13 protein-coding genes are annotated in these 13314 nt (G+C 53.4%); 3 read left to right on the plus strand and 10 right to left on the minus strand.

Annotated features, from left to right (window positions below; genetic code table 11):
- Nucleotides 1-7: 7 nt before the first annotated feature.
- The 5 genes from K5621_RS18825 to ftsY form a co-directional block, all read right to left on the minus strand.
- Nucleotides 8-2167: a hypothetical protein gene (locus K5621_RS18825; RefSeq protein WP_221050031.1), complete on the minus strand. Its 2160-nt coding sequence runs from the start codon at nt 2165-2167 to the stop codon at nt 8-10.
- Nucleotides 2168-2496: 329 nt separating this feature from the next.
- Nucleotides 2497-3354, minus strand: a complete 858-nt coding sequence (gene rpoH / locus K5621_RS18830) for an RNA polymerase sigma factor RpoH (RefSeq protein WP_028780766.1) — start codon at nt 3352-3354, stop codon at nt 2497-2499.
- 170 nt (nt 3355-3524) lie between these two features.
- Complete coding sequence (ftsX, locus tag K5621_RS18835) at nt 3525-4490, minus strand: permease-like cell division protein FtsX (protein ID WP_025012146.1); 966 nt, start codon at nt 4488-4490, stop codon at nt 3525-3527.
- Nucleotides 4491-4493: 3 nt separating this feature from the next.
- A complete protein-coding gene (gene ftsE, locus K5621_RS18840) occupies nt 4494-5186 on the minus strand; it encodes a cell division ATP-binding protein FtsE (protein ID WP_025012145.1) in 693 nt (230 codons plus the stop codon).
- Between the two features lie 3 nt (nt 5187-5189).
- Entirely contained in the window at nt 5190-6944 is a 1755-nt protein-coding gene (ftsY, locus tag K5621_RS18845) for a signal recognition particle-docking protein FtsY (RefSeq protein ID WP_221050032.1), read from the minus strand.
- Nucleotides 6945-7169: 225 nt separating this feature from the next.
- Here ftsY and rsmD point away from each other — a divergent pair, with 225 nt between their 5' ends.
- Both rsmD and K5621_RS18855 read left to right on the plus strand, forming a co-directional pair.
- The gene (gene rsmD / locus K5621_RS18850; RefSeq protein WP_025888876.1) at nt 7170-7757 is read left to right on the plus strand and encodes a 16S rRNA (guanine(966)-N(2))-methyltransferase RsmD; all 588 of its coding nucleotides are present in this window, start codon (nt 7170-7172) and stop codon (nt 7755-7757) included.
- Nucleotides 7754-8056: a DUF1145 domain-containing protein gene (locus tag K5621_RS18855; protein WP_221050033.1), complete on the plus strand. Its 303-nt coding sequence runs from the start codon at nt 7754-7756 to the stop codon at nt 8054-8056. Before rsmD ends, K5621_RS18855 begins: the two co-directional genes overlap by 4 nt.
- Here K5621_RS18855 and K5621_RS18860 read toward each other — a convergent pair.
- The 4 genes from K5621_RS18860 to K5621_RS18875 form a co-directional block, all read right to left on the minus strand.
- Complete coding sequence (locus K5621_RS18860; RefSeq protein WP_144158165.1) at nt 8047-8529, minus strand: hypothetical protein; 483 nt, start codon at nt 8527-8529, stop codon at nt 8047-8049. The genes K5621_RS18855 and K5621_RS18860 overlap by 10 nt on opposite strands.
- Nucleotides 8530-8576: 47 nt before the next feature.
- Nucleotides 8577-8912 (minus strand): DUF4870 domain-containing protein, encoded by a 336-nt coding sequence (locus K5621_RS18865; protein ID WP_039035737.1) that lies wholly within the window; start codon nt 8910-8912, stop codon nt 8577-8579.
- 18 nt (nt 8913-8930) lie between these two features.
- Nucleotides 8931-9635, minus strand: a complete 705-nt coding sequence (locus tag K5621_RS18870; RefSeq protein WP_219159191.1) for an MOSC domain-containing protein — start codon at nt 9633-9635, stop codon at nt 8931-8933.
- 298 nt (nt 9636-9933) lie between these two features.
- A complete protein-coding gene (locus K5621_RS18875; RefSeq protein WP_221050034.1) occupies nt 9934-10782 on the minus strand; it encodes a PfkB family carbohydrate kinase in 849 nt (282 codons plus the stop codon).
- 342 nt (nt 10783-11124) lie between these two features.
- On the opposite strand from K5621_RS18875, the gene K5621_RS18880 reads away from it, so the two are divergent.
- The gene (locus K5621_RS18880; RefSeq protein ID WP_100143329.1) at nt 11125-12291 is read left to right on the plus strand and encodes an MFS transporter; all 1167 of its coding nucleotides are present in this window, start codon (nt 11125-11127) and stop codon (nt 12289-12291) included.
- A 75-nt stretch (nt 12292-12366) separates the two neighbouring features.
- Here K5621_RS18880 and K5621_RS18885 read toward each other — a convergent pair whose 3' ends face one another.
- Nucleotides 12367-13254, minus strand: a complete 888-nt coding sequence (locus tag K5621_RS18885) for a patatin-like phospholipase family protein (RefSeq protein WP_221051245.1) — start codon at nt 13252-13254, stop codon at nt 12367-12369.
- Between the last annotated feature and the right edge of the window lie 60 nt (nt 13255-13314).

Raw genomic sequence — 13314 nt, forward strand, 5'->3', positions numbered from 1 at the left:
CTTGTCCTTAAGGCAGTGGCGGGAAACTGTTGACCCAGCGGATATCCAGGGGTTCGCCCTGGTAGTCGAGTTTACCGATACGTTCCACGCTATCGGCAACCCTTAGGTATTTATCTTCCATGATGGCTTCGCTCAGCGGGATATCCTCTGAACTCAGGTAGCGCGCCTGCTTGTCCAGCAACGGCAGTTGCACATCATCGGCGCTGTAGAGATGGTAATTCTGCAGGAATTGCTGCACAGATTGCTGCCGATCCAGCTCGCCAAACACTTCAAGGGGCACCAACCAGGCACGTTCACCCGGGGTATAGTCGACAGAGTTCCATACCGGGCGACCATCACAATGCAGGTGACTGGGTATTTCCAGACCATAGAAATAACGGCGTATACCATCCTCGGTACTCAGTTGGTACTCGACTTGAGTCGTCATGCGCTCGTTAGGCTTTGCTTTCCAGACCAAAGCCGATGGCCCTTGTTTAAAATCGCCTTCAATTTGCAGCTGGCAGATACCGGCCCAGTCCTGCGGCAGAATCAGCTTGGCACCCTGTGGCGTATCGGCCTGAGTCGCAAAGCTGGCCGGATCAAAATCGACCGCCTCTTCGTCGGTATCATTGTAATAAAGGTAATGCTTGCCCATGGGAGGCAGAGTGTAATCAGCGGCAAAGGCCTCTCGGCTTACCCAGCGCACCTCACGGCTGAAACCGGCTTGTTGCTGATCCAAGATGGCATGGAAGGTTACCTCAGCTGCCGGCTTGGTCAATTTCACCCGAAAAAGTTGTTGGCCGCTAAACAGCAAACTGCGATCCATGCTGTTGAGCCACTCGGGGCCACCTTGCGGTGTCTGATAGCGGAACTCGCCTTCAAGCCCATCGAAAAACGGCACCAGATAACCATCGGCGCCACTGAAATGCAGCAGATACTCGCCCTCTTGCTGCGCTACCGGGGTAATAGTGAGTGTGCCACCGGCCAGCGCCAACTGCTGCTCCTGCCCAGACCGCCATTGGCTGGAAACCGATACCAACTCGAGTGGCGTATAGTCTGCCACGGCACTGAAGGAGGATATTTTTTCAAACTGGTTTCGCTGATCCCATCCCAGGGGCACAATCGCGGTGCTGGTGATTAGCGCACCACTCTCCCGATAGGGACCCAACTGGCTGAGTATGCTCCACTCCATTGCAATGGGTTTATCTTCGGCATCCAGCGCCTGCAGATCTCGGTAGCGGATTTCCCCCAAAACTTCTCTATCGACTTCGGTCAGCAAGAGTTCCAGTTGCAGATGTTCTGACTCGCCACGAAATGTGCCCTTGCCATATTGGAATAAGCTTTCGGCACTGAGCTCAAGCCCATCGGCTGGCTTAGGGGGCGATGCCATAATGGGGTTCCAGTTGTCCATATCATCGAAGGCGATTTGTTGCCTCAGATCGCCCACCTGTTCGAGCAGATCCTTGCGCGACATCACTATCTGTATATGGTTGTTGCCTTGTTGGCCCATGGCGTCAATCTTGCTCTCCAGCACCAACACCATTTTCTGCAACCAGCCACTCTCACGTGCCAGGCGCATATGACCATACAGGCGACTATCGCCGCTTTCGGCGGTCAACTCTGCGTCCACTATCTCCGGGGTCACCTTAGTGACCAATAGTTCCGTTTGCTGACCATTGAACCCCTCGAGTATCAGCGTACTGCCCTCTTTGGCGGGGATCTTTTGCAACACACCGGGAGTCTCCATCCCCTGAGTCAAATGTTCGATTAACTCAGGGCCCGAGCGTGCCAACATCTTTTGCCAACTCTCTTCATCCTTGCCCTTAAATGCCAGCAATTTGCCGGAGTCTTTATCCAGGGTGATTTCAAAGCCGCTGGAAAACATCTGTTGCAACTCGGGCTCATCGTTTGCAGCGGTAAAACTACTAAAACTATTGCCGCCACCGGACATAGTCATAAACCTGGGCACCAGTTCCAACTTTAGTGCAGGCGAGGTCTCAATCACCTCATAGTGCATCAGAGAGTTGCTGTGCTGAGTAAATACCCGTCCGCCAATATCTATGCTGGCTTTTGTCTGCACCCAGTAATCGAGTCGATCGCCTTTTTTAGGGTCAAACTCAACATGGGAATTGGGGGAGCACGCGGATAAGAGCCATAACAGCCCGAAGAGGGAAAGATACTGCTTCATTTCATTCCTTGAAGAAGAACGCTTAAAAATTAGCGCCACATTATGCCAAATCAAAAGTCATAATTCTGCAGCTATTCCACGGGCGTTAACCTTTTTGCCGGACAAACTTCGCAAATTCACCAGTGACAGGGGAATATTCTTTTTTGCAACCAGGCAGAGGCCGCTCAAGGAGCAGAGAGATAGGGTTTACACCGTATCTCTCCCTCCCCGGATTGAACTCAGCGGCTAGCGACTCCTCTGACTAAAACCTACATCTTTGGCTGTTGTTTAGCTAAGGCAACAAAAAACCCGCCAGAAGGCGGGTTTTACTGAATAGTTTGCTGACTGCGTTATACGTCCATACAAGCCTTGAGCTTGTTCATGGCGTTTTTCTCCAACTGACGGATCCGCTCGGCAGACACCTGATAGGTATCGGCCAGCTCCTGCAGTGTGGTCTTTTCATCGTCCAACCAACGGGCCCGCAGAATGTGCTGGCTGCGCTCATCCAAGGTCTTGATGGCAGACAACAGCTTGTTCTGGGCGTTGGATTCCCAGTTGTCATTTTCTACCTGGGCGGCCAGATCGGAAGAATGGTCTTCCAGATAAAGCGCCGGGGCAAAGTCATGATCATCATCGTGATCATTGGTCAGGTCGAAGGCCGGATCCTGCGCCGCCATTCGCGACTCCATCTCGGTCACATCCTGTTTGGATACGCCAAGGTTTTCGGCCACCATAGTGACCTCTTCATCGCTGAACCAACCCAGACGTTTCTTGGCCTTACGCAGGTTGAAGAACAACTTACGTTGTGCCTTGGTGGTGGCGACTTTGACTATGCGCCAGTTCTTCAACACATATTCATGAATTTCTGCCTTGATCCAGTGCACGGCGAAAGATACCAAACGTACACCCACATCAGGGTCGAAACGCTTGACCGCCTTCATCAGGCCTATGTTGCCTTCCTGGATCAGGTCTGCCTGTGGCAGACCATAACCCGCATAACCGCGGGCAATATGCACCACAAAACGTAAGTGCGACATAATCAGTTGCTTAGCCGCCTGCAGATCACCTGTTTCCTGCAAACGCTTCGCCAGCTCATACTCCTGCTCGGCGTCCAGCATGGTCATGCTGTTTACCGAATGGATATAGGCCTCGAGACTGCTGCTCCCTTGGGGAACCATCAGTGCCATTGATTGCGTTTGATCAGTCATTCACGCTCCTGTTTCTTACTGCTTTGATGCTCATTTCGAGTCTAAAAAACATTGATGAGCCGATGCACTATCGGTCAATTGACATATATTGTCAACGCCGCGTCTAACATCCTGGGTTATTTTTACCCCGAAGATAAGACAATGCAAGTGAAGGTAAGTTCATTTTTACATCAGTGAGGCTCTATGGCTCGCAGGTGTTGGCGCACCGACAGGAAAGACCCCAGCCAGCCCAAAAATGACGCCAGTGCCATCATCTGCAGCAGCTCAACAAAGGTCAGGGACTGCATCTCAAGTTGGCTGCCATACAGGCCCAAAAGCGAGGCCAACGCCCCATCCAGGTACCAGACCAAGAGGTTGATTATCACCCAGGCGAGAATACCGCCGATAACACCATACCAGATGCCGGTGTAGAGAAAGGGTCGCTGAATAAAGGCTTCCGTGGCCCCGACCAGCTTCATGACCTCAATTTCACTGCGCCGATTCATTATAGCCAAGCGAATCGTGTTACCTATGACCAGCACCACAGCCAGGATCAGCAGCGCCGCCAACGCCAGCACGGTACGTTCCAACAAGCGCACCAGCGCCTGTAAGCGCTCCAGCCACTCGATATCCAGACGGCCAAAGCTCACCTCAGGCTCACGCTCCAGCTTGGTCAAAAGCTCTCTGGCGCCTGCGGGGCTGGAATACTTTTCGGTGGGGATCACGCTGATCACCGCCGGCAAAGGGTTGCTTTCCAGATAGGAGAGCGCCTCGCCGAAACCAGACAGCTGTTGAAACTCCGCCAGTGCCTCGTCACGATTGATATAGTCGACCTCGTCTATTTCCGGGTAGACCTTTATCCGTGCCAGCAGGCTCTGAATACTCTGCTCTGAGCGGTTCCCCTCAATAAACAAGGAGATCTGTGCCGCGCTGCTCCAGGATTGGGTAATGGTTTCGGCATTTTTTACCAGCACCTGCAAGGCGGCCGGCAAACTCAGGCTGACACCCAGCACAGCCATGGTCATCAGCGATGAGATAGGGTTGCGCCACAACTCCCCCATGCTGGCCATGGCATGCTGTATATGGCGGATAAAGAACATCACTATCCGGCCGGAAAGCGGGAGTTTACTGCGGGTCAATGAAGGCTGGGCAGACATAGCTTATTCCTTAGCACTCATGGGGCTGGTCCCCAGTTCTTCACCACCTATCATCCGCCCCTGCTTCAGGGTCAGGGTGCGGTATTTCATTCTGGCGATAAGACCGAGATCATGGGTGGCAATCAGCACGCTGGTGCCCGCATCGTTGAAGGTTTCAAACAGCCTGAGAATATCCATGGACAGCTTAGGGTCCAGGTTACCCGTAGGTTCATCGGCCAGCAATAGAGGGGGTTTGTTGACTATCGCCCTGGCAATGCCTACCCGCTGCTGCTCACCGCCCGAAAGCATGATGGGGTTATGGCGCTCTTTACCATAGAGACCCACCATATCCAGAGCACCGGCTACCCGCTTGCGGATCTCCCCCAGGGTAAAACCTTCGATAACCAAGGGCAGCGCCACATTGTCAAACACGCTTCGGTCCATCAACAGATGGTGGCTTTGGAAAATCATCCCGATATCGCGGCGCAGGTAAGGCACATGGCCGCGCTTGATACCGGCGATATCATGGCCGTTGATCCATACCCGGCCGGCACTGGCGCGCTCGATAACAGTGATCAATTTGAGCAAGGTACTCTTACCGGCTCCGGAATGTCCGGTAAGAAAGGCCATTTCGCCCCGCTGAAGATGAAAACTCACATCAGACAGTGCCTTTTGGCCCCCGGCGTAAATTTTGCTGACCTGCTCAAATCGAATCATATATCAGTTATCCGCCTTCTCCTGACTGAACAGGGCTTCGATAAAGTCTTTGGCATTGAAGGTACGCAGATCGTCTATCTGCTCTCCCACGCCTATGTAACGAATAGGAATACCAAATTTATCGGCAATGGCAAAGATAACTCCGCCTTTGGCGGTGCCATCCAGCTTACTGATACTGATACCGGTAACCCCGACCGCTTCCTGGAACAGTTGCGCCTGACTGATGGCATTCTGGCCCGTACAGGCATCCAGGGTCAGCATCACTTCATGGGGAGCGTCCGGATCCAGTTTCTTCATCACCCGAACCACTTTCTTCAGCTCTTCCATCAAATGGCTCTTGTTCTGCAAGCGACCGGCGGTATCGGCAATCAACACATCAACATTTCTGGCCTTGGCAGCCTGCAGGGCATCAAACAGCACAGAGGCGCTGTCGGCACCGGTATGCTGGGCAATCACAGGAATATCGTTGCGCTGGCCCCAAACCTGCAGCTGCTCAACCGCAGCCGCGCGGAAGGTATCACCGGCTGCCAGCATGACAGACTTGCCTTCGCGCTGATACTGTTTGGCCAACTTGCCTATGGTGGTGGTCTTGCCAACGCCGTTGACACCCACCATTAAAATAACGAAAGGCCCGGCGGCATTGTCCGGCACCAGAGGCGCACTCACAGGCTCCAGCGTCGCCAGCATCTCCTGCTGCAGCAATTCATATAAGGCTTCGGCATCCTTGAGCTGCTTGCGTGAAGCATGATCTGTCAGGCTGGAGATCAACCGACTGGTGGTTTCTACCCCAACGTCGGCAATAAGCAGTTGCTCTTCGAGCTCTTCAAACAGGTCATCATCAATCTTTTTACCGCGAAACAGCCCGATAAAACCGCTACCGATATTTTCGCTGGTGCGCATCAGCCCCCGCTTGAGGCGGGCAAAGAAGCCCTCTTTAGCAGGTTTTGCCTGTGGCTCAGGTTGAGCTTGTTCCTCGGCAACCTGTTCAGCTTGTGCTTTTTCAGCGGCCAGACGCTCAGCTTCGGCTTGTTCGGCCTGGGCCTTTTCAGCCGCCAGACGCTCGGCTTCTGCTTGTTCTGCCTGGGCCTTTTCAGCTGCCAGACGCTCGGCTTCGGCTTGCTCGGCCTGGGCCTTTTCAGCCGCCAGACGCTCGGCTTCGGCTTGCTCGGCCTGGGCCTTTTCAGCCGCCAGACGCTCGGCTTCGGCTTGTTCGGCCTGCGCTTTTTCAACCGCAATACGCTCGGCTTCGGCTTGTTCGGCCTGCGCTTTTTCAACCGCAATACGCTCGGCTTCTGCCTGCTCGGCCTGGGCCTTTTCAGCCGCCAAACGTTCGGCTTCGGCTTGCTCTGCCTGTGCCTTTTCAGCCGCAATACGCTCGGCTTCGGCTTGCTCGGCTTGTGCCTTTTCAGCAGCAATACGTTCGGCTTCGGCTTGCTCTGCCTGGGCCTTTTCAACCGCAATACGCTCGGCTTCGGCTTGTTCGGCCTGGGCCTTTTCAGCCGCCAGACGCTCGGCTTCAGCTTGCTCGGCTTGTGCCTTTTCAGCAGCAATACGCTCGGCTTCGGCTTGCTCGGCCTGCGCCTTTTCAACCGCAATACGCTCAGCTTCGGCTTGTTCGGCCTGGGCTTTTTCAGCAGTTAAACGTTCGGCCTCGGCCGCGGCTTCTGCAGCCTGTTGTTCGGCGAGTTTGGCCGCCTGTTCGGCTTCGTCGTTGCGTTTGTCTTTACGAAACCAGGAAAAAAAACCTTTCTTTGCCATCAGTGCTACCAGTGCTCAACATCGTGGGGGATCTTCAGGAGCCGGGCTCCCGCTTGAGGTCGCAACTATTTCCCTGGAGCAGCGGGGCCTGTTACTGGCATTCCCGAGCGATAAAGGGCTTTAGCTTCATCTCACCTTTTCGGCTGAGTTTGTTATAAAATAGCGACGCTTTTAAGGTGGCATAGTCTACCACTTTCTTTCTTCAGGCAAAATCACGGGGGCAAGATGGCCAAAAATAGACCGGGCAGCGGTCAAGTTCGTATTATCGCAGGCCAATGGCGCTCGAGAAAATTACCCATCCAGGATCTGGAAGGCCTGAGGCCAACCACAGACAGAGTGCGGGAAACACTATTTAACTGGCTGGCAGGTGAACTCAGTGGCAGCTCGGTGTTGGACTGTTTCGGTGGCAGTGGCGCCCTGGCATTGGAAGCCCTATCCCGCTATGCCGCGTTTGCCAGAGTCTATGAGCTGCAAAAAACCGCCGCTCAGCAACTGCAGCAGAATCTGCAAACCCTAAAATGCGACAGTGCCGAGGTCATTAACGGCGATGTATTGGCCGGTTTGGCGCGCCCTGCCGATCGCCGTTTCGATATCGTGTTTATCGATCCTCCTTTTCGCAAGGGACTGGCCGAGCAAACCCTAACCCTGCTGGCCCGGCATCAATGGCTCAACCCTGGCGCCCTTATCTATCTCGAAGTGGAATCTGAATTGCAGCAGTTGCCGATACCCGCTGACTGGGAGGCATTAAAAGAGAAGCAGGCCGGCCAGGTCAGCTACCGCCTGTATCGCTTCCCGGGAGGAGTAGAGTCATGAAAGCCGTATTAGTGTTGGGAAAACTGGCGACCCTATTGGCCTGGGTGTTGATGTTTTTCAATCTATTCAGCCCGTTTGAAGGCAATATCGGCGTGATACTCACCATACTTCTCGGGGTAACCGCCATGATGCATGGGCTGCAGGTATTGATATTTCACACGATATTTTGTCAGTTGTTGCCGCTCAAGGCCAAAGACTATCTCAACGCCTTTCTATTCGGGGTGTTTGCCTTGCTGGAATACCGCCAACGAGCGCTGAGTAAACTAGCTACAGAAACCTCGGCAAATAATCAGGATTGAGGAGGCAAAGGCGCCTCTTTACCCTTGGCCAATATTTCCAGAATTTGCTGTAAATGCTGGCTCAGGGCTTCAGCCTCGGCTGCCGCAAACCTTTGCTTGAGGGATGCATCGAGTTGAGTCGCCAGCTCAGCCTTCACAGCAGAGAGGGCCGGTTGGTTCTCTTCAACCTGTAACTTGGCAACGCTGAGAGCCAACAACTTAAGCTCAGGCAACAACTCTATTTGCTTCAATGGTGCCAATAAACCTGGGTCGTCATCACTGAGTCGTTGATCCAAAGTCACCAGCAGTTGGTCGACCCGCGCCAAAGTCTGCTCTCCACGCTGATACAGAGGGGTTATGGCAACATCATTGGCAAAGTCAGTGAGTTGATAGAGGGTCACGCTCAGCGTCAGCACAATTAACAACAGCGGCAGTGACAACCCGAACACCAGACCGACCCAAAAGTTATTGATACCGGATAAAAAGGCTCGCATTGCTCCTCCGCTGTCGGCAACAAGGCCATCCAAAGGATGGCCCGGGTTCACAGGAATTTGATTGCCAAGGGGTACTTGTATTCCACCCCCTCACTGGCCTTGACCGCTGCGACTATGGTCACCACCACATCGAAAATCGCCAGCACGGCCACCAGCACCAAACCTATGCCAACAAAGATCAGGATCAGGCTGATGATGGTGTAAATGATCATACTGATTTTGAAGTTCAGGCAATTACGGCCGCAAACATCGACAAATTCAAACTCTTCCCGTTTCATCAACCAAACGATCAACGGCCCCAAGATAGTGCCCAAAGGGATCAGGTAACCGGCAAAACTCGCCAGGTGCACCAACATTCCCATGTCTCTTTCCTGCTTTTCCATGTTGTTTCCTAACTTTTTTCAGTTCAAAGCCAAACTATCCGGGCCATAGAGGCGCATCTGCCAGTCTTCTATGCTGCCCCGCTCCAGTCGGCGCTGCAAGCTGCCAACCCAGCTGGCCGCCAAACCTTCACAACTGAGCAGCCTATCATAGGCGGCCGCATCAAATTCGGGGCGAAAATACAGCTTCATCGCCTCGGCAACACTGATATCGGTACGCCTTTGTTTCAGTATCAGAGCATCCTGACAGCTTATGATGCCAGGCTTAAGCACTCGATAGAACCAGCCTGACATACCCGTTTGCTGCATGGCAAGGGCAAAGTCCCGCTGGCCATATTGGTGATTGAGCTTAAAACAGGGGGAACGCGGTTGGGTGACCTGCAGCTCGACTTCGCCAAAGCTGAGGATATCGCCGATATGAATATCCTCCTCTGTTAAGCCAACACTGCTGATGTTTTCTCCCATGGCAGGTGCATCCTGCCCCGCGGTTATCAGCCCCATGCGCCGGTAGTGGCCATAGTGCTCGCGAGGAAAATGATGCAGCACCCTATCCGGGCCACCATGATGTTTGGGATCCGCCTGGGCATCACCCGCAACCCTGTCGCCAAAGACCTCCAGCGTCTCCATCCGAGACTTGTTATCTATCCCGCTTGCCAGCTTGTCCCTGAATGTCAGTTTATCACCGGCATACAGCCCAGAAATCTTGTCAATCAAACACTTGGTCACGTTACGTCTCCCTTCGAGTGCCAAAGCCAAATCATACTCCAAGCTTACGGGACAGATCACGGACATTTCCATACCAACTGCAGCGATGGTATGAACCCTATATAGGGGACGATGGCGAAGATATTTGGACGTAAACAAAAAAAGCCCCGCTCAAAGAGCAGGGCAAGCCAGTTAGCACATAAATAAACAAGAAGGGAGAAAACCGCAGAGCCCTTGAGCTCTATCCAAAGATCGTCAGCAAGATTAAGCCCAGCTGATGACAGAGGCATGACATTAAGGCGGGATTTTTATGACACGCTCAATCCTGCTGTGCTTGCAGGTATTGACGCAAGGCATCTCCCGGGATCGAGGTTTCCGAGGCAACCGCGAAAGCCGCCCATTGAGCGGCTTCCGTCATGGCCTGTTCCACTGCCATTCCCGATACCAAGCCATGGATAAGCCCGGCGGCAAAGGCATCACCGGCACCCGTGGTATCCACCACTTTCGCAGGAACCGCCGCTATCAGCGTCTCACCACTCTCCTGGTATAACACTGCGCCCTGCTCGCCTTGAGTCACAATAAAGTATTTAAGTGCATCACCGGCTATCTGACGCCCAAACTGCCAAGGACTGAGCTCACTGCGCCCTTGCATATCGGTTACCGAAGACAGCAATACATGACAGGGTCTTGGCCTGTCATCTTTGGCCAATTGTGCCACCACCAGAGTGTGTTCCAGCGCGGTTCGCGCCCAACTGACCGCCCCTTCTGCAGAGGAGTTGATATATAGCGCGTCCCACTGCGACCACTTTGGCGGCGCCGGCAATTCAAATATCGGTCGCTGCGGCCGGATAATGGTGCGCTCGCCATCCGGGGTCATCACCAACAGCATTTCACAGGTATTGCCTGCTCGCCGCTGCACCCTGCGACAATCCAGCCCTTGGGTACTGGCTTCGGCCAGCAGCCAATCGCCCATCTCGTCGCGCCCAACCTGACTGACCAGAGCCACATTATGACCGGCCCACTCCAGTCCTATGCCGGTATTGGCGCCACCGCCCCCCAAGCGTTGACCACCATCCTGATAATGGAATCGGCCTCCGGTGCGCAAGGGTTTATCCAGCAATAAGATTCGGTCACAGTTAAGATTGGCAACGAGCAAAATCTTGGCCATAGAAGTATTCCGCAGAAACGAATGCCCCATCTTACCCCAGGGCCAACACGAAATGCAGCGCAGCCAACAACAAAGGCCCCAAGAGGTGACATTGCCAAACGGCTAAAAACACCATTTTAACTCATGAAAAAGTACTGTTTAAACGAGTTTTTATTTACATTTATTTAAAGTTAAAACAGACTATTAACCATCCAGACTTTGGTGAAATTTTCTTTCCAAGACAACAAAATAAACTCACTTTACCCCAGCGCTGCAGACTCCTATATTCGCGGAAAATTTCACCATTCAGACTTTTTAAACATTTCCTCGTTTAAAAGGTCGTTTTTCTATTTGGAGTCTGAGTTGTCCCAACCTCACGCCACCGCTCACAACAACAGTGCCTGGGTACCTGTTGCGGGTTTGACCCTGTTTGCTCTGGCTTCCGGCTATCATATGAGTCTGCTGCCGCTGGCATTGGACGGTTTCGGCTTAGCGACAGATCTGGCGGCTTGGCTGGCGAGTATTTTTTATTTCGGCTTGCTGCTCGGGGCAACTTGTATTTCACCGGTAGTGGCACGCCTGGGACACAGGGGCGCCTTCATCCTGTTTCTATTGCTGCTGGCGGCGACAGTGGCTGGCATGCCCTTGGTGGTTAATGGCCAATTTTGGCTGGCGGCACGCTTTATTGCCGGGATTGCCGTGGCCGGCATCTTCGTGGTGGTGGAATCCTGGTTGTTGATCGCCGACACCGCCAAGCAGAGAGCCAAACGTTTGGGCTTCTATACAGGCTCACTCTATGGCGGTAACGCCCTGGGACAACTGGGTGTGGGGCAATTGGGTGTCGATGGCGCCATGCCGCATATTTTGGTGGCTATAGTATTGGTGTTGGCCGTATTGCCACCGCTGCTGGCCAAACGTTGCCAACCACAAAAAATACAGCATCAGAAGATCAGCTTCAAAGAAGTCAGGCATGTGAGCCGCCCTGCCATCATGGGCTGCTTGGTTGCAGGTTTGGTATTGGGGCCCATCTATGGCCTGATGCCTGTGTTTCTCAGCGAGCAGACAGGTGACCACCAGCTGACGGGCAAACTGATGGCCATAGTGATCCTCGGAGCCATGTTGGTGCAACCCCTGGTTAGTTGGTTGTCTCCCAGATTCAGCAAGACTCTCTTGATGGCGTTTTTCTGTTTATTGGGCGCCGCCGGGGTGGCGGGCATGCTGCTGAGTCACAGCACTTTGATGATGGGCCTTAACCTATTGCTGCTGGGGGCTGCCGCCTTCGCTTTATACCCGATAGCCATCACTTTGGCTTGTGATCGCCTCGATAGCAGTAAGATAGTAGCGGCAACCGAACTTATGCTGCTCAGCTACTCTGTGGGTTCGGTTATCGGGCCTCTGGTAGCCAACAGCTTCCAGCAACAGCAGGGCCTGCTCATGTATTTGGGCTTGTGTCTGACCACAACTTGTATCTATATGTTGTTGTCCAGTGTGCGACCAACCCGTGGCCGGATGCCGGCACTGCGCCCATGATCTCCCTCCCCGAGCTGAGTGTCAGCCATTCAGGCTGACACTCACTTGGAATGCCCCTCAGAACTTCTGAGTCATTTACGCTCTGTGAACATCCCTTGGCTTGTCACCATAACAACTGAACTCCAGCACGGTAGGCAACGCCTCACGGCCATCGGCCAGTCCTAAATGATACACAGCCTCTACCTTGTTGATGTCGCGCTCCAGCCTCGACAAGTCCAGCGCCATCTTGGGTTGGATCACCATGGCACTCCCTAGTGCCACCGCCTGTTGTAATTGCTGTTGTGCCTGGTTATACACCTGATGGCGCCTCAGCAAAGCCTCGGCAACCTTGGGGTAACGCCGATAAGCCTTTTGTGCCAACCATTTAAACTTAAAGGCTGACTTACTGTAATCCGCGGCCTGAGTCAGGATAACCAGTTGTTTCTGATAGCCGTCGGCTCTGGCTTGTTGCAGTGGGATAGGAGCCGCAATGCCACCATCAAGATAAGGCACCCCATTGATGGCGACGGGTTTGGAGATAAAAGGCAGGCTGCTTGAGGCGATCAGTATCTGCAACAACTGGTCGTGGCCACCAAAATCACTCATGCCAAAGAAGTCGGTTTCACCGGAAAGGCAGTTGAAGGCGCCTATTTTGAATTCGGCTCCCGAAGACAGGAAAGTCTCAAAATCGAACGGCAGCAACTCGTGAGCCATACGTCTATAGGTGAAATCAGTGTTGACATAATTGCCCTTCTTCAACAAGTGCCTCATGCCCATGTAGCGCTTATCTGCAAGATAACGCTGCTGAATTAACAGGTTACGCCCTTTCTGTCTGGAAAGGTACGAAGCCGGATAGATGGCGCCAGCGGACACCCCTACCTGATAAGCAAACATGACCCCGGCCTCCAGGAAAGCATCCAGCACCCCGGCGGTATAAATGGCGCGCAGGCCGCCGCCCTCCAGTACCAAAGCCGTACCTTGCAGTTGCGTAAACTCTGTGACCATTATGATTCCCCCAATACAGCCAATAGCGCAGCATAGCCA

The sequence above is a fragment of the Shewanella carassii genome (assembly GCF_019670705.1).
Taxonomy (GTDB): Bacteria; Pseudomonadota; Gammaproteobacteria; order Enterobacterales; family Shewanellaceae; genus Shewanella; species Shewanella carassii.